This window comes from Streptomyces sp. NPDC050161, from assembly GCF_044460025.1.
Lineage (GTDB): Bacteria > Actinomycetota > Actinomycetes > Streptomycetales > Streptomycetaceae > Streptomyces.
On sequence record NZ_JBITJM010000003.1, the window covers coordinates 1 to 18538 of the forward strand.

Below are 18538 nucleotides of genomic sequence, written 5' to 3' on the forward strand. Positions count from 1 at the left end.
CCAGCACGCCGCCGGCGCGAGGAAAGCTCCGCCCGCTGTGCTTCCTGAAAGGGGGGCCGTTCGCGGGACGAACCAGGTCGATCCGGTACTGCGGAAACTGGCCGTCCGGCTGGCGGAGGTGGTCAGCTCGGCGAATGCCTGGGACGCTCCCGCGGAGGATTCACCACCAAGATCCACCTCGTCGCCGAGGGACGGTGCCGGCCCCTCGCCCTCATCCTGACACCCGGACACTACGGCGACGGCCCCCAGCTCGAACGCGTGCTGGAGCAGGTCTCCGTGCCCCGGGCCGGAGCCGGACGGCCCCGCACCCGGCCCGACCGTGTCCTGGCGGACAAGGCCTACACGTCCCGGAAGAATCGCCGTTACCTGCGACGACGCGGAATCCGGCACACCATCCCCGAACGTCTCGACCAGCAAAGACACCGCCGCAGTCGAGGTTCCCGAGGCGGCCGGCCCGCCGGTTTCGACAACGAGCGCTACAAGAAACGCAACACCGTCGAACGCGCCATCAACCGCCTCAAAGGCTTCCGGGCCATCGCCACCCGCTACGAGAAACGCGCCTACATCTACCTCGGCACTCTAACCCTCGCAGCACTCATGATCTGGCTCCGCACATGATCCGAGAAACAGTGCCTAGCGCCGCACAGTCCTGGATACGTACGGAGGGGCGGGGCCCGGCAGGCCCCGCCCCTCTGGCATGCGCTGTCCGGCGGCTCAACTCTCCTGTTCGAGCAGCCTTTCCAGTATCGCCAGCGAGTTGCGCGGCGACTCGGCCTGGGCGCTCAGCCGGTCCATGACGGCGAGGTAGTGGTCGACGTCGTCGCGCTTGTCCAGATAGAGCGCGCTGGTCAGCTGCTCCAGGTAGACGATGTCCGGCAGGTCCGGCTCCAGGAACCGCAGGATGGTGATCGGCCCACCGGCGGCGGCCAGCCCGCCGAGGCTGAACGGGGCGATCTGCAAGGTGACGTTGGGCAGCTTCGACATCGTCAGGAGATGCCGCAGCTGCTCGTCCATCACCTTCCGGTCGCCCAGCGGACGCCGCAGGGAAGCCTCGTCTATCACCGCCCACAGCCGCGGCGCGTGCGGAACGCTGAGCAGCTGCTGACGCTGCATCCGCAGTGCCACCCGGCGCTCGATCTCATCGGCCGACGCCCGCGGATGCCCGAGCTTGGTCACCGCACGGGCGTAGTCAGGGGTCTGCAACAGGCCGGGCACGAACTGCACTTCGTAGGTGCGGATGACCGACGCCGCCTCTTCGAGGCCGATGTGGGTCTCGAACCAGCCGGGCAGTACGTCGCCGTACTGGTGCCACCAGCCCGGCGTGCTGGTGCGGCGGGCGAGCGCGAGGAAATCGGCGCGGTCCGCTTCGTCCGTGACGTTGTAGAGCGTCAGGAGATCGGCGACGTCGCGTTCCTTGCAGCTCACCCGGCCCAGTTCGAGGCGGCTGATCTTGGCGTGCGAGCCGCGGATCGCGTCGCCCGCCGCCTCGCGGGTGATGTGAGCGGCCTCCCGCAGCCTGCGCAGCTGGGTACCCAGGACGATGCGCAGAACCGTCGGTCCGCCACGCGGGTGCTCCAGATAGTGGCGCAGAGAGGGCTCGCGACTCGGCTGCGCGGCGATCATGCAGACTCCCCAGGGTGGTCGGGCGAGCGCCCAGTGTCCCACCGCCGGATGGATACGTACAGCGGATCGACTATCCGGCCGACATATGCGTCAGTCACGGCCGATCATGTCGTCGAAATCGCCGTCCTTGGCGCCTTGGACGAAGGCCGCCATCTCCTCGCGGGTGTAGACGAGCGCGGGGCCCGTCACATGCCGTGAGTTGCGCACCGCCACCCCGCCGTCGGCAAGAACTGCCAGCTCAACGCAGTTGCCGCTGGGGTTGCTTCGACGGCTCTTGCGCCAGTTCGCGTGCTCGATACGGGTCGCCGATATGCCGTTGGGCACCGTCTCCATCACTGCTGCTCCTTGCTGGAGGCTCCGCCTCCGACCGTTTTCCGGCCTGCGATCACGTTGGCGTGAACAAGCCCATGTGCGGCCGTCCTTACCGATGTACTTGCAGATGCACTTGCAGCGAGGGACGGCTGACGAGGATATTAGCTGTCCTGGGCAACTCCGCCCAGCCCCAGAGAGCGCCCCTTCGCGGAGATCGTGATGACGACACATCCGGCAGAGACCGTGCACACAAGCCTGTGGGAGGAGCCGTGTGACGACCCCTGGTGGGTGCCGGGCCCGGATTCCTTCGCCGCCTGCGCGCTCAGCGTCTCGGGCCGTACCGTCGCGGACGCCCGGCGGTTCACCCGGGCGACGCTTCAGGGCTGGCGGATGTGCGCCACGGTCGCCGACGACGCGGCCCTGATCGTCTCCGAACTCGTCAGCAACGCACTGCGGTACGGCATCAGGAAGGCCGTCGCCGGCACCGGCGGCACAGCGCAGCAGGGCCCGGTCCATCCGGCCTGGCTGGCCCTGACCCGGCAGCACGGCGGCGTGCTGTGCGCGGTGTCGGACGGCGGCGCCGCGGCCCCCGTGATGGGCACCCCCGGCCTGCTGGCCGAGTCGGGCCGTGGCCTGCAGATCGTCGACCAGCTCAGTGACGCCTGGGGGTGGACGCCGCCCGACCACTCCGGCAAGACGGTCTGGGCCGCCCTCTCCTCCCGCGGCTGACGGCCGTGGACCTGTTGGCGCTGCGCTACTTCCAGACCGTGGCCCGCCGCGAGCACATCAGCCGGGCCGCCGAGGAACTGCGGGTGGCGCAGCCCTCGGTGAGCCGCACCATCGCCAGGCTGGAAGCCGAGCTGGGGGTGCCGCTCTTCGACCGCCAGGGCCGCACCATCCGCCTCAACCGCCACGGCGCCGCCTTCCTGCGGCGCGTCGACCGCGCGCTGGGCGAACTCGACGACGGACGGCGGGAGCTGGCCGACGCGGCGGGGCCAGGCCGGGGCAGCGTGAGCCTCGCCGCCGAGACGCTGCTGCCGCTCACCGACCTGCTGGCCGGCTTCCGCGCCGCGCACCCGGAGGTCACCGTCCGCCTCCACCAGTCCACCGCCGACGTCATGTCCGAACAGCTCAGGGCCCGCGAGGTCGACTTCTGCGTCGCCTCGCAGCCGCTGTACGGGCCCGGCTTCGACGCGGTGGAACTGCTGCGTGAGGAGGTGCTGCTGGCGGTGCCCGACGGACATCCGCTGGCCGCCAGGGAACGGGTCACGGTCGACGAACTGGTCGACGAACCGTTCCTCATCACCCGGCAGGGCCACTGGCAACGCGCCCTGCTCGACCGGCTGTTCGCCGGGATCGGCTGCCGGCCGCTGATCGCCTGCGAGGGCGACGAACCCGGTGTCACCCACCCTCTGGTGGCCGCGGGGCTCGGCGTCGGCCTGCTGCCCGCGGTCTCCCGGGCCGGTGTCGCCCACACCTCGCTGTCCCTGGTGCGGCTGGACGCCCCCGACTGCGTGCGCACCCTCAGCCTGGTCCACCGCGCGGACACCTATCTGTCGGTGGCCGCCGCCCGCTTCGCGGAACTCGCCGTCGCCCACTTCAAAACGGCGGCAGGGAAGGCCGCGTGAGGCGCCGCGCGCTCCCGCCGGGCGGCGCCCCGCTCAGCCGTCGGCGCCCGGCAGCCCGAATGCGTCCAGGATCCGCTCGGCGGCCAGCGTCGCCGTGAGGGCGCCGTCCCGGACGTCCTGCTCGATCCCCGGGCTCAGCTTGCGGACCTCGGGGTGGTTGCGGAGCCGGTCGATGAGCTGGTCGCGGACCATCGTCCACGTCCAGTCCACCTGCTGCGCACGGCGCCGCTCGGCCAGCGCGCCGGTGGACTCCAGCAGCGTGCGGTGCTGCTCGACGCGCTCCCAGAGCGTGTCGAGTCCGGTGCCCTCGCGGGCGCTGCAGGTCAGCACCGGCGGCGTCCAGGCCGCGTCCGGAGGCTGCAACAGGCGCAGCGCGCCGGACAGTTCACGGGCCGCCGCGCGCGCGTCCCGCTCGTGCGGGCCGTCCGCCTTGTTGACCGACACCAGGTCCGCCAGCTCAAGGACCCCCTTCTTGATGCCCTGGAGCTGATCGCCGGTACGGGCCAGGGTCAGCAGCACGAACGTGTCGACCATGTTCGCGACGGTGGTCTCGGACTGGCCGACGCCGACCGTCTCCACCAGCACGACGTCGTAGCCCGCCGCCTCCATCACGATGATGGACTCCCGGGTCGCCCGCGCCACGCCGCCCAGCGTGCCGGAGGTAGGGGAGGGGCGGACGAACGCGGCGGGGTCGGTCGCCAGCCGCTCCATCCGGGTCTTGTCACCCAGGATGGAGCCGCCGGTACGGCTCGACGACGGGTCGACGGCCAGCACCGCCACGCGGTGCCCGGCACCGGTCAGCCGCGTGCCCAGCGCGTCGATGAAGGTCGACTTGCCGACCCCGGGCACCCCGCTGATCCCCACCCGCCGGGCCGCGCCCGAGAACGGCAGCAGCTCGACCAGCAGCCGCTGGGCCGCCGCACGGTGATCGGCGCGGGTGGACTCCACGAGGGTGACGGCGCGCGCGATCCACGCCCTGGACCCCGCGCGGACCCCCGCGGCGTACCGCTCGACATCGATCCTCACAGGCATCGGCCGCACCGGCTCACAGCTCGTGGCCGAGGACCTGTGCCAGGTCCTTCACCAGGTCGTACGCGGCATCCGGGATGACCGTGCCGGGCGGGAAGACGGCGGCGGCGCCCATGTCGCGCAGCGTCTGCACGTCCTGGGGCGGGATCACCCCGCCCACCACGACCGTGATGTCCTCGCGGTCCTCGGCCGCCAGCGCCTCGCGCAGCGCGGGCACCAGCGTCAGATGGCCGGCCGCAAGCGAGGACACCCCGACGATGTGCACGTCGGCCTCCACCGCCTGCCGCGCCACCTCGGCCGGGGTCTGGAACAGCGGGCCGACGTCCACGTCGAAGCCCAGGTCGGCGAAGGCGGTGGCGATCACCTTCTGGCCGCGGTCGTGGCCGTCCTGGCCCATCTTCGCCACCAGGATGCGCGGCCTGCGGCCTTCGGCGCGCTCGAACTCGGCCACCAGACCGCGGGTGCGCTCGACACCGGATGAGGGGCCCGCTTCGTCTCGGTACACACCGGAGATCGTACGGATCTGGCCGGAGTGCCGTCCGTAGACCGACTCCAGGGCGTCCGAGATCTCGCCGACCGTCGCCATCGCGCGGGCCGCGTCCACGGCGAGCGCCAGCAGATTGCCCTCCAGGCCGTCGCCGGGCGGCGAGGCCGCGGCCGTGGACAGCGCCCGCAGCGCCTCCTGGCACGCGCTCTCGTCGCGCTCCGCGCGCAGCCGCCGCAGCTTGTCGATCTGCTGGGCGCGCACCGCGGAGTTGTCGACCTTGAGGACGTCGATCTCCTCGTCGGTCTCCACCCGGTACTTGTTGACACCGATCAGCGCCTGCCGGCCCGAGTCGATCCGCGCCTGGGTGCGGGCCGCGGCCTCCTCCACGCGCAGCTTCGGGATGCCCGCGTCGATGGCCTTCGCCATGCCGCCGGCCGCCTCGACCTCCTCGATGTGCTGCCAGGCGCGCCGCGCCAGATCGTGGGTGAGCTTCTCGACGTACGCGCTGCCGCCCCACGGGTCGATGACCCGGCAGGTGCCCGACTCCTGCTGGAGGAAGAGCTGGGTGTTGCGGGCGATGCGGGCGGAGAAGTCGGTCGGCAGGGCGAGGGCCTCGTCGAGCGCGTTGGTGTGCAGCGACTGGGTGTGGCCCTGGGTCGCCGCCATCGCCTCCACGCAGGTGCGCGTGACGTTGTTGAAGACGTCCTGCGCCGTCAGCGACCAGCCCGAGGTCTGCGAATGGGTGCGCAGCGAAAGGGACTTGGGATTCTGCGGGTCGAACTGCTGGACAAGGCGGGCCCACAGCAGCCGCGCCGCGCGCAGCTTCGCGATCTCCATGAAGAAGTTCATGCCGATCGCCCAGAAGAAGGAGAGGCGAGGGGCGAAGGAGTCCACGTCCATCCCGGCCGCCATGCCCGCGCGCAGGTACTCCACGCCGTCGGCGAGGGTGTACGCCAGCTCCAGGTCGGCCGTCGCGCCCGCCTCCTGGATGTGATAGCCGGAGATCGAGATGGAGTTGTAGCGCGGCATCTTCTGCGAGGTGTACGCGAAGATGTCGGAGATGATCCGCATCGAGGGCTGCGGCGGATAGATGTAGGTGTTGCGGACCATGAACTCCTTGAGGATGTCGTTCTGGATGGTCCCGGCCAGCTTCTCGGGCGGCACGCCCTGTTCCTCGGCGGCCACGATGTAGAGGGCGAGAACGGGCAGCACCGCGCCGTTCATCGTCATCGACACCGTCATCTTGTCGAGCGGGATGCCCTCGAAGAGCTGCCGCATGTCGTAGATCGAGTCGATCGCCACACCCGCCATGCCGACGTCGCCCGTGACCCGCGGATGGTCACTGTCGTAGCCGCGGTGGGTGGGCAGGTCGAAGGCGACCGACAGGCCCTTCTGGCCCGCCGCGAGGTTGCGGCGGTAGAAGGCGTTGGACTCCTCGGCGGTGGAGAAGCCGGCGTACTGCCGGATGGTCCACGGCTGGTTGACGTACATCGTCGGGTACGGGCCCCGCAGATACGGCGCGATCCCCGGGTAGGTGCCCAGGAAGTCCACGTCCGCCAGGTCCGCTTCCGTGTAGAGCGGCTTGACGTCGATGCCCTCGGGCGTCTCCCAGGTCAGGTCGTCGACCCCCTTGCCGGTGGCCTGCTGCACCGCGTCGGCCCACTGCGCCGCGTCGCCCGCGGCGTCCGCGTCGCCGAGTTCCACGCCGCTGAAGTCCGGGATGACGCCCGCCTGTTGCGTCGTGCCGTCCATCACGCCACCTCCATGACATCCAGGGCCGAGGCGAGGGCCTCGACCGCATCGCAGCCCGCGAAGACGTACGCGTCCACGCCTGCCTTACCGAATTCCTCGCGCCACTCGCCCGGCCTGCCCGCCAGGACCACCCGCCGCGCCCCCGCCGCCTTCAGCGCAGCCGCGACACCGGCCGCCTGCTCGGCGTAGAGCGCGTCGCTCGCGCACAGGCAGGCGATGCGGGCACCACTGGCGGCGAACGCGGCGGCGACCGATTGCGCGTCCACCGACGGGGGTTCCTGCACCGTCTCGATGCCGCCCGCCTGGAAGAGATTGCCGGCGAACGCCACCCGTGCGGTGTGCGCCGCAGCCGGGCCCAGCGCCGCGACGAACACCTTCGGGCGCGCCCCGGTGGCCGCCAGATGCGCGTCGGAACGGGCCCGCAGCGCCTCGTACGCATCGTCCCTGCGCACCCGCGGCAGCCCGCCGCCGGCCGGTACCGGAGCCGGATCGCGGTGCACCGGCGGTTCGGCCAGGTGCGGGAACTCGCTGACGCCGGTGATCGGTTCGCGGCGGGTGGCGAGCCTGCGGGACCTCTGCTCCCAGGTCGCCGCGAGCCGTCCTGACACCGCGCCGGACCGCAGGGCCGCGGCCTGGCCGCCCGCGCCCTCGATCTCCTGGAACCAGGCCCAGGCCGCGCGGGCCAGCTCGTCCGTCAGCTTCTCGACGTACCAGGAGCCGCCCGCCGGGTCGATGACCTTCGACAGGTGCGACTCATCGAGGAGCACCGACTGCGTATTCCGGGCGATCCGGCGGGCGAACGCGTCCGGCACGCCGAGCGCCGCGTCGAACGGCAGCACCGTCACCGCGTCCGCGCCGCCCACCCCGGCGGAAAGCCCGGCGACCGTGGTGCGCAGCATGTTCACCCACGGGTCGCGACGGGTCATCATCACCGACGAGGTGACCGCGTGCTGGCGCTGCGCGCGGGCGGCGGGCGAGGCGCCGCACACCTCGGCGACCCGCGCCCACAGCCGCCGGGCGGCGCGCAGCGTGGCGATGGTCAGGAACTGGTCGGCGGTGGCGGCGTAGCGGAACTCCAGCTGGCCGCAGGCGGCGTCGATGTCCATGCCCGCGGCGGTGAGCGCCCGCAGATAGGCGACGCCGGTGGCCAGCGAGCACGCCAGCTCCTCGGCGGCCGAGCCGCCCGCCTCGTGGTACGGCAGGGCGTCAACGGACAGCGCCCGCAGGCCGGGCGCCTGTGCCGCGCAGCGCACGGCGAGTTCCGCGGCGGCCGACAGGTGCGCGTCCAGGGCCGCGTCGCTGCCGCCGCGGGCGACGATGCCCAGCGGGTCGGCGCCGAGCGTGCCGGTCGCGGCGCCGAGCGGTACCCCCGCGGTGCCGTAGAGCCGCCACAGCTCATCGGCGGCGGCGGCGAAGTCCGCGCCCGCGTCCAGCGCCACCGCGGCCAGGTCCAGGTAGACGCCGTCGAGCGCTTGGGGGAGCGAGGCCACCGGGATGCCGTCGGCGCCGACGGTCAGCCACAGGGACGTCACGCCGTTCTCCAGGTCGGCGAGTACCGAGGCGTTGGCGCGGCGCGGATCGGTGTACGCCTGCCGCTGGCGGACGTCCCACCCGGACGCGGTGGTTCCTTCCGGCCGGCCGGCCCGTACGAACGGGGCGAAGCCGGGGTAGCCGCCCGCCGTGCCGCCGTCATCGGCGGTGTACAGGGGGCGGACGCGGATGCCGTCCTGGAGGTCGGTGGCGAGGACGTCGTCGGGGGCGTCCGGCGTCGGGGTGACACCCGATTTGCGCAGCACGCCTTCGACGAGGCGCTGCCACTGCGCACGGTCGGCGTCCGGGAATGCGGCGGCCAGGGGGAGTTCGGGGGACTCGGCGGTCATGGCAGCAGGCTAGGCGAACGACCGTTAGCTGGAGCAGAGGCTCCTGCTGTGACCTTGCACTCGTTGACCTGGCGCCGGTCCGCACTCCGGAACGCGCGTTTGTGGCCCCCGAGGTGGCCGGTACGGTGGGCGCGGCACCCGACCGAGGAGCGGAATGTCCAGGACGACCACCGTGCGCCGGGCGACCGTCGCCCTCTTCGCCCTCGCCCTGCTCGCCACCGTCGCGGCGTCGGCGCTGCCGGGAGCCGCACGGCAGCGGGACGCGGCCTGCGTGGGACGCTCCCTCACCTCCTGGTCGCCCGACGCGGCGCGTACCGGGGAGTTCGCCCGCTACGGCGACCACGACACCCCCGCCGACGACTGGACCGGCGGCGACGGCACCCACTCGCTGCGGCTGCCCGACGGGCGGACGCTGTGGTTCTTCTCCGACACCTATCTCGACCGGGTGCATCCGCCGCCGAACCCCCGCGGCGAGCCGTACTCCTGGCGCACGGCCGACCACGGCGGCACCCCCTTCCTGCGGCACAACTCCGTGGTGGTGATGGACCGTTCGGGGCATCTGGAGCGGACGCTGACCGGCGGCGGGGCGGCTCCAGGTCCCTTCTTCCCCGACCCGCGGGGCGGCTGGCGCTGGCCGGTGCACGCGAGCGTGGAGCCCAGGACACCGGGCTCGGCCGACAAGGTCGTCCGGGTCCTGCTGTGGAACCGCGCCCCCGGCACCGGGCCCTGGGTCTTCGGACAGCCGCGCGGCACCGAGGTCGCCACCCTCTCCCTCCCCGGCCTGCGCCTGGAGGGCATCAAGGAGACCGTCGGCCAGAGCGCCGTGGCCGACCCCGCCGAGCGGGTCCTCTACGGCACCGCGGCGGTACGCGACGGCGGCTGGACGTACGTCTTCGGCGGCGACGACCCGCCCTCCGTGCCGGGTTCCAGCGCCTACCTCGCGCGGGTGCCCGACGGGCGCCTCGCCGACCGCGCCGCCTGGCGGTTCTGGGACGGCGCGCACTGGGCGCGTGGGCCGGGGAGCGCGAAGCCGGTGCTGCGGGACGGCGGGCGGCGCGGGGTGGGCAGCTCGTTCACCGTGGTGCGCGACGGCGCCACCTGGGTGCTGGTCACCATGGACACCGGGGGGAGCGGCGCGGCCGGCCTGTCGGACCTCACCAGCTACTGGGCCTGCTCGCCGCACGGCCCCTGGCACGGCCCGAACGGCCGGATCGCGCCGCCCCGCCCGCCCGGCGCCGACCCCCGGTACACCGCGGTCTACAACCCGCAGGCGCACCCGGAGTTCAACGCGTCGGGGCGGCTGCTGCTCAGCTACGACATCAACTGGCTCGGCCCGCCCGGCGAGGCGCCCGACAGCCGCCTCAACGACAACGTCGGGCTCTACCGGCCGCGCTTCCTCCGGGTGCGGCTGGGGCCTGCCGACCGGTGACCCGCCTCGCTACTTGCCGTGCCGTTCCCGCCAGGCGCGGGCCCGTTCGTCGATGTCGAAGGGGGTGAGCCGGAGCGGCGGGCCTTCGAGCGGGGTGCGCAGGGCCGCGCGGATCTTCTCGTTGACGGCCGTGAGGATGCGCCGCAGTGCCGCCTCCGTGGGGGCGTTCGCCGCGGCTTCCTCCGCTTCCTCGGCCTCCTTGCGCAGGGCGAGCGAGGGCGGCAGGTAGGACAGGCTCTCGCGGGTCATCTTGTCCTTGACCCACCACATCTCGTCGTACGGCTTGTCGAGGTGCGGGAGGGGTTTGCCGACGCCGGGCAGTTCGGCGAAGTCACCCCGTTCCTGGGCCTCGCGGATCTGCTTGTCGATCCAGGACTCGAAGCTGACGCCGGGTGGTTTGCGCTCGGTCATCGCGTGAATCTCCCGAGGGTTCAGGGGCCTGCCGGACCTTTCCTTGGCACGCGGGTGCCTGTCTTCACGGTAGCGCGCGCCTCATTCGGGCGAGTCGGTCGGCGGGCTCGCGGCCGGGGTCGGCTGGAGCACCGGGAACGCGGTGTTGCCGCCGCAGACCATCGGGCCGACGCGGTCACCGGAGCCGGTCAGGTTCACGATGACCTCACCCGGCGGCTTGTCGCCTGGGATCCGGGCGTTGGCCGCCGTGCACACCAGCTGGCTCAGCGACGCGGTGTCCAGCTTCCGCGGGGTCAGGGGCAGCGCGATGTCGACCTTTCCGGCGCCGGTCTCCGCGGTCGGCCGGTCGGAGAGCTTGGGCAGGACGCTGGTCAGGCCGCGCTGCCGCTCGGCGTGGTTGGGCCCGGCCAGCAGCAGGTCGATCGCCTGCTGCGGGTCGACGGGTTCCTTCGCCGGACGGGTCGCCGAGCGCAGCCCCGCGGGCCCGTAGAAGAAGAGCTGGACGTCGGCGTCCGGGCGGCCCGGTGCCTTCACCCCGGTGGCGGGCACTCCGGCGTCGATCACGTCGGTCGGTGCGATCCCGCAGCCGGACAGCGCGGCTGCGGACCAGCCGGCCAGCAGCAGCCCGCCGAGTGTGATCCCCACGGTGCGCAGGGTGCGCGGCGCCCTCATGCGGTGGCCTTCTTCCCTGTGACGCCGGGGCGTGCGGGGGCCGGTCCCGGCGCGTCCCCGGTGTCCGCGGTCTCCGGCTCCGTCGTGGACGGCGCCGCGGGCCGCCCGGCCGCCTCCGCCTCCGTGCTGCCGGTATCCGCCGCCGTGTGACCGTCCGGTGCCTCCTCGTCCGGCGTGTCCTCGTCCGTCGCGTGCCGGGGCAGTTCCACGGTGAACACCGCGCCGCCTTCGGGGGAGTTGGCCGCCCGTACCGAGCCGCCGTGCAGCCGGACGTTCTCCTGCGCGATGGCCAGCCCGAGACCGCTGCCCTCGGAGCGGGCGCGGGCCGAATCGGCCTTGTAGAAGCGGTCGAAGACGTGCGGCAGCACCTCGGGGTCGATGCCGGGGCCGCTGTCGGCGATCTCGATGCGCAGGAGGTCGTCCCCGGGCGCCGGGGCGTACAGCCGCACCCGCACGGGATCGCCGCCGTGGTGCAGGGCGTTGCCCACGAGGTTGGCGACCACCACGTCGAGCCGCCGCGGGTCGAGACGGGCGCGCACGGCGGCGGGCAGGTCGGCCGTCACCCGGTCCTGCCAGGCGCGGGCCTGCAAGGTCTTGCGGATGGTCTCGGCCACGTCCACCTCGTCCGGGTGCAGGGCCGCGGCCCCCGCGTCGAACCGCGACACCTCCATCAGGTCCTCCACCATGCGCGCCAGCTTCCCGGTCTCCTGGCTGATCAGCCGCACGGCGGACGCGGTGTCCGGGTCCAGCGCGTCGGCGTCCTCGTCGAGCACGTCGGTGACCGCGGTCATCGCCGCCAGCGGTGTCCGCAGCTCGTGCGACACATCGGCGGCGAACCGCCGGGAGTTGGACTCAAGACGCCGCAGCTCCGCCACGTTCTCCTCCAGCTTCGCCGCCATGTCGTTGAACGACCGGGAAAGATCGGCGAGTTCGTCGGTTCCCTTGACCTCCAGGCGGGTGTCCAGCTTCCCCTCGGCGAGCCGCCCGGCCGCCTGCCGCACCCCCCGTACGGGACGCAGCACGCCCCGGGCGGCCAGCAGCGCGGGGATCACGGACAGCGCGAGCACCGGCAGCGCACCCCGCTGCGCCGCGCTCACCAGCGCCTCGACGTTCGCCTCCTCGGCGTTCAGCGGCAGCTGCGCGTAGACGGACAGCGCGGACGCCCGGCCGTCGCTCTGGCGCACCGGCATGCCGATCAGCAGCCAGGGATCGCCGCCGCGCTCGACGCGCTGGAAGGCGGGCACATGGCGGGTCTCGACCGACTTGCGCAGGTCGTCCGGCACCACGACGGTGCCGCTCAGCGGGGACGCGCCGCCGTCCGGCGCGCCGCGGTAGTGCACCGCGATGTCCCAGTCGCGGGACTTCCCCGACCGCTCCAGCTGCACCCGGAACGAGTCGAGGTCCGCGCGCGCGGGCGGCACCGCCAGCTCGGGGGCCAGCGAGTTGATCTGTGCGCGCAGGTCGTTGACCGCGATGTCCTGGGAGCGCTGGAGGATGGCGTTGCGGGCCTCGCGGTACGTCAGGCCCGCGGTGGTCAGCGCGCTGACGGCGGCCACCAGCAGGAAGGCGACGACGAGCCTGGCCCGCAGGCCGCGCAGCAGCGAGCGGGGCGGTACGAGCCTGCGGGGGCGCCTCACAGGGGACCGAAGCGGTAGCCGAAGCCGCGCACGGTCTGGACGTAGCGGGGGCTGCGCGGGGTGTCCTCTATCTTCGTCCGCAGCCGCATCACACAGGCGTCCACCAGCCGCGCGTCACCGTGGTAACTGTGCTCCCAGACGTGCTCCAGGAGCTGCTGGCGGCTGAAGACCTGGCCGGGTGTGGCGGACAGGAACAGCAGCAGCTTCATCTCCGAGGGGGCGAGCGCCAGATCGTGGCCGCTCTTGGCGACGACCAGGCCCGCGCGGTCTATCGCCAGCTCGCCGTACGACTCGACGGGGGCGTGGCCGGTCTCGGCTGCGGCGCTGCCGTCGGCGGGCAGCGCGGTGCGCCGCAGCACCGCGCGCATCCGGGCCTCCAGGACCTCGCCGCGTGCCGGTTTGACGATGTAGTCGTCGGCGCCGGCCTCCAGGCCGAGCACCACGTCGAGGTCTTCGCCGCGGGCGGTGAGCATGATGATCGGCAGTTGCCGCTCGGCGCGGATCAGCCGGCAGACCTCGAAGCCGTCCTTGCCGGGGAGCATCAGGTCCAACAGGACGATATCGGGCCGGAATCCCGGCAGGACGTCGAGCCCTTCCTCGCCACTGCCCGCAGCCGCCACTTCGTGGCCGCGCCGCCGCAGCGCGAGCGAGACTCCGTCCCGTACGGCGGCGTCGTCCTCGATCAGAAGTACACGTGGCATGGGCCCAGTATCAATAACTTTCATGATGGATCGGTAACAGGAGCATCCTGACCGGTTTCCAGCGCATCTGTCGTAGTGCAGGGCGGCGCGTGGGTGGCAGCACGCGAAGCCGCCGGACCGCACACGGACATGAAGACAGCGCGAGGGACGGGATCGACATGGCACGGCGCTTCGGGGTCGAAGGCAACATCATCGGAGCAGCCGCGGCGGGGGTGGTGGCGCTCGCGGTCGCGGGGGTGCTCACCTTCACCCAGCTCGGCAGCTCCGAAACGGCCCAGGCGGAGAGCGTCGACACCGGCAGGCAGAAGGCCGCGCAGCCCGAGACCCGCAAGGTGGACCCGTCGATCGTGCACGCGTCGGACCGTCCGGGGCGGAGCCTGAACATCACCATCGACGACGGACCGGACCCGGTGTGGACGCCGAAGGTCCTGGAGGTCCTGAAGAAGCACCACGTCTCCGCGGTGTTCTGCATGATCGGGCCGCAGGCGAAGGCCCATCCCGACCTCGTCAAGCAGGTGGTAGCCGCGGGCCACCGGCTCTGTGACCACACCATCAGCCACAACACCGGCATGGACCACCGGCCGGAGAGCTACCAGGCGCAGCAGATACTCGACGCCCAGAAGATGATCGAGGACGCGGCGGGCGGCGCCCGGGTCGACTACTACCGCGCCCCCGGCGGCGCGTTCACACCGTACAGCCGGAAGCTGGCGGCCGGCCACGGGATGCGTCCGCTGGGCTGGAACATCGACAGCAAGGACTTCGAGGGCGGCAGCGTCGCGACCATCGAGGCGACGGTGCGCGGCGAGCTGCCGAACGGGCCGACGGTGCTCTTCCACGACGGCGGCGGCGACCGGTCGCGGACCGTCGTGGCCTTGGACCAACTGCTGTCCGAGCTGCGGCAGCAGGGCTACGGCTTCGGCTTCCCGCAGCGCTGAGGGACCGGCCGCGGTGCCGGGCCGCCGCGGGCGGGAGCCGGCGGCCCGCCCGCGGCGGTTCACGCCGCGCCGAAGAGCGCGGCGAGCCCGCCGTCGACGTCCAGATGCGCCTGCTCCTGCCCCGCGGGCACCGCCGCGTAGGAGCGGGCGAGGAAGCGCTGCACATCGGCCGTTCTCATCTGCACCATGGCGACGCCCTCGTCCGCGTGGAACTCCATGACCGTGCGCTCCGGGCCGTAGGGCCGCACCCGTACGTCGCCCCGGCCCGCGGGGGTGTGCAGTCCCTCGGCCAGCAGTTCGCGGGCGAACGCCCAGTCCACCGCCGCACCGTCGAGGGAGATCTCCGGCGGGAACGACATCCGGACCGCGAGCGGGTCGGCGGGCTGGTAGTGCAGCACAGCCGGTACCGCGTGCGGGCCGGGCGCGGTCGCGATGAGACGGACCTGTACGGCTTGGTCGATGACACTGGTGGGCATCGCGGCTGCTCCCTCACGGCTGTCGGTTCATGGGCACGGCTCACCCTCTAGGACGGTCAGGACGGGCTCGTCGTGCACGCGACAGGTGTGTGATCTGTGTCATGGGACGAATCGACGCCGGGGAACGGGGTAACCGCAGGGGCCGGGAAACCGCGCACCGGCCCGCGCGTCAGCCGTCCGCGGGCCGGTCCGGGTGCAGCAGGAACGCGTCGATGATGCCCGGCGCCGTGTCCGCGGCGAAGGCCGGTGCGTCCGCCGCGGCGAGATCCGGAATGCGGTACCCGCCCTCGCCGGCGGCCACCGCCGCGGTCAGCGTCACCAGGCCGGACCGGCGGCCGGCCGGTGTGCTGGTGAAGGTCCACGCCGCGATGGCCGCGCGCTCCAGCGCGAGGGTGTCCCGGCTGAACGTGCCCGAGCGGACGACGAGATGACGGCCGTGCAGCCCGTGCCCCAGATTGCGGTACGCGTCCCGGGCCAGCCACAGCACGGCCGGCGTGGCCACCGCGGCGTAGATCCAGGCGGCGTGCAGCAGCACGGGCGCGCAGGCCAGGTCCGCCCCGGCGAGCACCAGGCCCGACCCGGCGAGTGCCAGGGTGCCGGGCAGCACCACCCACAGCAGCCCGCGCAGCCGCCGCCTGCGCAGCGCGGCCCGCGGGTGCCGCGCCAGGACGGGCCGGGCGGGAACGGCGGCGGACGGCGTGGACCGTCCTGACCTCCCCGCGCCTGACCTCCCCGCGCCTGACCTCTCCGCGCCGGGCACATCCGCCGCGGCGGACTCCGGGTCGGGGAACGGTGAGCGCAGGGTGCCGCCCGCCACCCGCAGCGCCACCGGGCGGGGCGCGGGCGGCAGTACCGCGCTGCGCCTGCGGTTCTCCTCGCGGTTGCCGAGGCCGCCCGCGACCGCCCGGACCAGTGCGCCGCCGCCGGCCCGCAGCAGCAGCGGCTCCCGCAGCAGCACGCCGCGCAGCCTGGCCCGTTCGATGGTGACCGCGCGGGTGGTGAAGAGCCCCCGCCGTATGCGCAGAGTCCCTGAATCCGCCCATTCCAGGCGGTAGTTCCACCAGTTCTCCGTGTAGAGGGCGGTCGCGCCGATCGCGCCGGCGGCGAGGACGGCGAGCAGGGCCGCGGGAATCGTCAGCCACAGCAGGCTGCTGCCGAACTCCTCGGCCGCGCGCCGGACCGGGCCGAGCTTCCACAGCTCGATGCCCATGCCGTCCAGCACCCGGTGGACCGCGCCGACCGCGACGAAGACGCCGCCGACGACCCAGAACGTCAGCGGCGCGTACCGCAGCCACCGCGGGCTGAACCGGGCCAGCAGCGGATCGCCCGCGGTCGCCCCGGTGTCCGCGCGCGCGAGCAGTTCGGCGCGCAGCTTCCCGGCCGCGGCGACCGTGAGCGCCTCCAGGGACAGCGCGCCGCCGCTTTCGGACGGGCTCGCGGTGCCGGCCCGCAGGACGGTGACGCCCAGCAGGCGGTGCAGGGGAGTGGCCGTCAGGTCGACGGTGCGGATGCGGTGCAGCGGCACGCTGCGCAGCCGCCTGGTCAGCAGCCCGCTGCGCACATCGAACGACTCGTCGGTGACGCGGAATGCGGTACGGGCCCAGCGGATCAGGCCGATGCAGGTGACGACGGCGAAGGAGGCGGCGACGGCGGCCAGCGTGATCCACGCGCCGGTGGTGATCCGGCCGCCGGTGGCCAGCGCGGTCAGCCCGAGCGAGCCGAGCGGCGCGGCGAGCCAGCCGCAGTGCACCAGCAGGGTGCGCGGGTCCAGCCGGCGCCAGGGCGCGGCGGGTACGGGGCTCCGGGGTGCGGTGCCGCTCATGCCGCGTCACCCCGGATGTCCTGCGCGGCCTCGCCGATCCGCTGGGACAGCGCCTCGGCGTCGGCGTCGGACAGCCCGGCGATCGTGATGTCCCCTGCGGTGGACACGGTGGTGACGGTGACCGTGGCCAGCCCGTACCGGCGCTGGAGCGGGCCGCGCAGCGTGTCGACCGTCTGCACCCGGGACAGCGGGGCGATCCGGCGCCGCTGCCGGAACCAGCCGGCCGACGCGTAGACGGCCAGGTCGCCCAGCTCCCAGGCGTGCACCGCGTACCGCCACCGCGGCATCACGAGGAGGTACGCGAGGGCGGGCAGTACGAGCACCACGCACAGCAGCGGGCCGAGCCAGGGCAGCGCGCCGGGGAAGAACAGGACGGCGCAGGTGGCGAGCGCCAGCGCGGTGAGCAGCAGCGGTCCGCTGAGCGTCAGCAGCGCCTGGGCCGTCCACCAGCGCCGGGCGCGGGGATCGACGCGGTGGCGCGGTGGGCGCAGCTGCGGGCGGGCGGGCCCGGTGGCGGGCGGAACGGCAGGTGGCACGGCAAGCTCCCCGTTTCCAAGTCAATCGTATTGGAGAGCGGTACGTTATAACGGTACGAGCGACTTGTAAAAGCGGCGGAACGTGACCGAGGGAGGGCGCGGGTGCCCAAGAAGGTGGACCACGAGACCAGGCGCAGGGAGATCTCCGAAGCGCTCTGGCGGATCGCGAGCACCCGGGGTCTGGACGGCGCGAGCCTGCGCGACGTCGCGGCCGAGGCCGGCATCTCGCTCGGCAGGCTCCAGCACTACTTCCGCACCAAGGACGAAATGCTCGGCTTCGCCCTGCGGCACATCAACGAGCTGGCCGACCGGCGGATCCGCGACCGCATCACCGCCATGGCGGAGGAACCGACGCCGCGCGCCGTGCTGCGCGCCTGCCTGTCGGGCATGCTCCCGCTCGACGACAAGAGCCGCACCGGACTCCTCGTCGGCGCCGCCTACTTCGTCCGCGCCGTGCACGACGAAAGCCTGCGCGCGGAGGCGAAGGAAGGCATCCCCCGCCTCCGCGCCTTCTTCGCCGGCCAGCTGCGCCGCGCGGCGGAGCGCGGCGAACTCCCGCCCGGCCGGGACACCGACGACGAGGCGATGCTCCTGATCAGCCTCGTCGACGGCCTCTCCACTTACGTCCTGCTGGACGTCCACCCGCCCGAGAAGGCGCTCCAGCTCCTCGACCTGCACCTGGCGGACCTCTTCGGCACCAGGCCACCGGACGCCACGGACTGACCCTGCCGCCCGGAATTCGGCCCGTGACCTGCGGCTACGCCTCGCGCAGCAGCGCCGCCAGATCGCCGTCGACGTCCAGATGCCGGGCCTCGTCACCCCGGGCGACGACCCCGTACGCCATGGACAGGAAGCACCGCAGATCCCGCGCCTCGAACTGGACCATCGCCAGCCCCTCGACGGTGTGGAACTCGGCCATGACGCTGCGCGGCCCGCACGGCCAGAAGTGCACGTCGCCGACGCCGGCGGGCCCCCGCAGCCCTTCCGTCAGCAGCTCGCGGGCGAAGGTCCACGCCACCTCGGCGCCGTCCAGGGACGCCTGCGGCGGGAACACCACCCGGACCGCGTAGGGGTCCGCCGGGTCGTAACGCAGCGCCGTGGGGATCTGCTGGGACCGTGGCTCGCTCGCGATGAGACGGGCCTGGACGGCGTGGTCGATGGCGGTGGGCATCGCCGGCTCCCTTGCGTTGGGTGCGCTTCCTTGTCCC

Annotated in this window: 18 protein-coding genes and 1 pseudogene; 6 read left to right on the plus strand and 13 right to left on the minus strand. The window is 73.1% G+C overall.

What is annotated here, in order from left to right:
• Positions 1-138: 138 nt before the first annotated feature.
• Positions 139-618, plus strand: a pseudogene (locus ACIBK8_RS05720) (IS5 family transposase); the annotation flags it as partial.
• 96 nt (positions 619-714) lie between these two features.
• Here the strand turns inward: ACIBK8_RS05720 and ACIBK8_RS05725 are convergent.
• Both ACIBK8_RS05725 and ACIBK8_RS05730 read right to left on the minus strand, forming a co-directional pair.
• The gene (locus tag ACIBK8_RS05725) at positions 715-1623 is read right to left on the minus strand and encodes a helix-turn-helix domain-containing protein (protein WP_399040301.1); all 909 of its coding nucleotides are present in this window, start codon (positions 1621-1623) and stop codon (positions 715-717) included.
• A gap of 90 nt (positions 1624-1713) precedes the next feature.
• Positions 1714-1956 carry a DUF397 domain-containing protein gene (locus ACIBK8_RS05730; RefSeq protein ID WP_399040302.1) on the minus strand — a complete coding sequence of 81 codons (243 nt, stop codon included), beginning with the start codon at positions 1954-1956 and terminating at the stop codon, positions 1714-1716.
• Positions 1957-2154: 198 nt separating this feature from the next.
• Here ACIBK8_RS05730 and ACIBK8_RS05735 point away from each other — a divergent pair, with 198 nt between their 5' ends.
• On the plus strand, positions 2155-2664 hold the full coding sequence (locus ACIBK8_RS05735; protein ID WP_399040303.1) for an ATP-binding protein: 510 nt from the start codon (positions 2155-2157) through the stop codon (positions 2662-2664).
• A gap of 5 nt (positions 2665-2669) precedes the next feature.
• Positions 2670-3563: a LysR family transcriptional regulator gene (locus ACIBK8_RS05740; protein ID WP_399040304.1), complete on the plus strand. Its 894-nt coding sequence runs from the start codon at positions 2670-2672 to the stop codon at positions 3561-3563.
• Positions 3564-3596: 33 nt separating this feature from the next.
• Here ACIBK8_RS05740 and meaB read toward each other — a convergent pair whose 3' ends face one another.
• From meaB to ACIBK8_RS05755, 3 genes are read right to left on the minus strand one after another with little or no spacing between them, the layout of a single operon-like run.
• A complete protein-coding gene (gene meaB, locus ACIBK8_RS05745; protein WP_399040305.1) occupies positions 3597-4595 on the minus strand; it encodes a methylmalonyl Co-A mutase-associated GTPase MeaB in 999 nt (332 codons plus the stop codon).
• 13 nt (positions 4596-4608) lie between these two features.
• Positions 4609-6831, minus strand: a complete 2223-nt coding sequence (scpA, locus tag ACIBK8_RS05750; RefSeq protein ID WP_399040306.1) for a methylmalonyl-CoA mutase — start codon at positions 6829-6831, stop codon at positions 4609-4611.
• Positions 6831-8711 (minus strand): methylmalonyl-CoA mutase family protein, encoded by a 1881-nt coding sequence (locus ACIBK8_RS05755; RefSeq protein ID WP_399040307.1) that lies wholly within the window; start codon positions 8709-8711, stop codon positions 6831-6833. Before ACIBK8_RS05755 ends, scpA begins: the two co-directional genes overlap by 1 nt.
• Positions 8712-8865: 154 nt before the next feature.
• Here ACIBK8_RS05755 and ACIBK8_RS05760 point away from each other — a divergent pair, with 154 nt between their 5' ends.
• Positions 8866-10140, plus strand: a complete 1275-nt coding sequence (locus tag ACIBK8_RS05760; protein ID WP_399040308.1) for a DUF4185 domain-containing protein — start codon at positions 8866-8868, stop codon at positions 10138-10140.
• Positions 10141-10149: 9 nt separating this feature from the next.
• Here the strand turns inward: ACIBK8_RS05760 and ACIBK8_RS05765 are convergent, their stop codons facing one another.
• The 4 genes from ACIBK8_RS05765 to ACIBK8_RS05780 form a co-directional block, all read right to left on the minus strand.
• Complete coding sequence (locus ACIBK8_RS05765) at positions 10150-10551, minus strand: DUF1992 domain-containing protein (protein ID WP_399040309.1); 402 nt, start codon at positions 10549-10551, stop codon at positions 10150-10152.
• Between the two features lie 81 nt (positions 10552-10632).
• Positions 10633-11223 carry a hypothetical protein gene (locus ACIBK8_RS05770; RefSeq protein ID WP_399040310.1) on the minus strand — a complete coding sequence of 197 codons (591 nt, stop codon included), beginning with the start codon at positions 11221-11223 and terminating at the stop codon, positions 10633-10635.
• On the minus strand, positions 11220-12860 hold the full coding sequence (locus ACIBK8_RS05775; protein ID WP_399040312.1) for an ATP-binding protein: 1641 nt from the start codon (positions 12858-12860) through the stop codon (positions 11220-11222). The genes ACIBK8_RS05770 and ACIBK8_RS05775 overlap by 4 nt, the downstream gene beginning before the upstream one ends.
• Positions 12857-13561 (minus strand): response regulator, encoded by a 705-nt coding sequence (locus tag ACIBK8_RS05780; RefSeq protein WP_399040313.1) that lies wholly within the window; start codon positions 13559-13561, stop codon positions 12857-12859. The genes ACIBK8_RS05775 and ACIBK8_RS05780 overlap by 4 nt, the downstream gene beginning before the upstream one ends.
• A gap of 158 nt (positions 13562-13719) precedes the next feature.
• On the opposite strand from ACIBK8_RS05780, the gene ACIBK8_RS05785 reads away from it, so the two are divergent.
• Positions 13720-14496 (plus strand): polysaccharide deacetylase family protein, encoded by a 777-nt coding sequence (locus tag ACIBK8_RS05785; protein ID WP_399040314.1) that lies wholly within the window; start codon positions 13720-13722, stop codon positions 14494-14496.
• A 59-nt stretch (positions 14497-14555) separates the two neighbouring features.
• Here the strand turns inward: ACIBK8_RS05785 and ACIBK8_RS05790 are convergent, their stop codons facing one another.
• The 3 genes from ACIBK8_RS05790 to ACIBK8_RS05800 form a co-directional block, all read right to left on the minus strand.
• Positions 14556-14972 (minus strand): SsgA family sporulation/cell division regulator, encoded by a 417-nt coding sequence (locus tag ACIBK8_RS05790; RefSeq protein WP_393681782.1) that lies wholly within the window; start codon positions 14970-14972, stop codon positions 14556-14558.
• 169 nt (positions 14973-15141) lie between these two features.
• Positions 15142-16794 (minus strand): PH domain-containing protein, encoded by a 1653-nt coding sequence (locus tag ACIBK8_RS05795; RefSeq protein ID WP_399040316.1) that lies wholly within the window; start codon positions 16792-16794, stop codon positions 15142-15144.
• The gene (locus ACIBK8_RS05800; protein ID WP_399040317.1) at positions 16791-17330 is read right to left on the minus strand and encodes a PH domain-containing protein; all 540 of its coding nucleotides are present in this window, start codon (positions 17328-17330) and stop codon (positions 16791-16793) included. Before ACIBK8_RS05800 ends, ACIBK8_RS05795 begins: the two co-directional genes overlap by 4 nt.
• 102 nt (positions 17331-17432) lie before the next feature.
• On the opposite strand from ACIBK8_RS05800, the gene ACIBK8_RS05805 reads away from it, so the two are divergent.
• A complete protein-coding gene (locus ACIBK8_RS05805; RefSeq protein ID WP_399040318.1) occupies positions 17433-18053 on the plus strand; it encodes a TetR/AcrR family transcriptional regulator in 621 nt (206 codons plus the stop codon).
• 34 nt (positions 18054-18087) lie between these two features.
• Here ACIBK8_RS05805 and ACIBK8_RS05810 read toward each other — a convergent pair whose 3' ends face one another.
• A complete protein-coding gene (locus tag ACIBK8_RS05810; RefSeq protein ID WP_399040319.1) occupies positions 18088-18501 on the minus strand; it encodes an SsgA family sporulation/cell division regulator in 414 nt (137 codons plus the stop codon).
• Positions 18502-18538: the final 37 nt, after the last annotated feature.

Coding starts and splice junctions, on each gene's coding strand:
- ACIBK8_RS05765 (WP_399040309.1), bottom strand. CDS start 10,551: ATGACCGAGCGCAAACCACCCGGCGTCAGCTTCGAGTCCTGGATCGAC.
- ACIBK8_RS05795 (WP_399040316.1), bottom strand. CDS start 16,794: ATGAGCGGCACCGCACCCCGGAGCCCCGTACCCGCCGCGCCCTGGCGC.
- ACIBK8_RS05755 (WP_399040307.1), bottom strand. CDS start 8,711: ATGACCGCCGAGTCCCCCGAACTCCCCCTGGCCGCCGCATTCCCGGAC.
- ACIBK8_RS05760 (WP_399040308.1), top strand. CDS start 8,866: ATGTCCAGGACGACCACCGTGCGCCGGGCGACCGTCGCCCTCTTCGCC.
- ACIBK8_RS05810 (WP_399040319.1), bottom strand. CDS start 18,501: ATGCCCACCGCCATCGACCACGCCGTCCAGGCCCGTCTCATCGCGAGC.
- meaB (WP_399040305.1), bottom strand. CDS start 4,595: ATGCCTGTGAGGATCGATGTCGAGCGGTACGCCGCGGGGGTCCGCGCG.
- ACIBK8_RS05730 (WP_399040302.1), bottom strand. CDS start 1,956: ATGGAGACGGTGCCCAACGGCATATCGGCGACCCGTATCGAGCACGCG.
- ACIBK8_RS05770 (WP_399040310.1), bottom strand. CDS start 11,223: ATGAGGGCGCCGCGCACCCTGCGCACCGTGGGGATCACACTCGGCGGG.
- scpA (WP_399040306.1), bottom strand. CDS start 6,831: ATGGACGGCACGACGCAACAGGCGGGCGTCATCCCGGACTTCAGCGGC.
- ACIBK8_RS05790 (WP_393681782.1), bottom strand. CDS start 14,972: ATGCCCACCAGTGTCATCGACCAAGCCGTACAGGTCCGTCTCATCGCG.
- ACIBK8_RS05735 (WP_399040303.1), top strand. CDS start 2,155: ATGACGACACATCCGGCAGAGACCGTGCACACAAGCCTGTGGGAGGAG.
- ACIBK8_RS05785 (WP_399040314.1), top strand. CDS start 13,720: ATGGCACGGCGCTTCGGGGTCGAAGGCAACATCATCGGAGCAGCCGCG.
- ACIBK8_RS05780 (WP_399040313.1), bottom strand. CDS start 13,561: ATGCCACGTGTACTTCTGATCGAGGACGACGCCGCCGTACGGGACGGA.
- ACIBK8_RS05725 (WP_399040301.1), bottom strand. CDS start 1,623: ATGATCGCCGCGCAGCCGAGTCGCGAGCCCTCTCTGCGCCACTATCTG.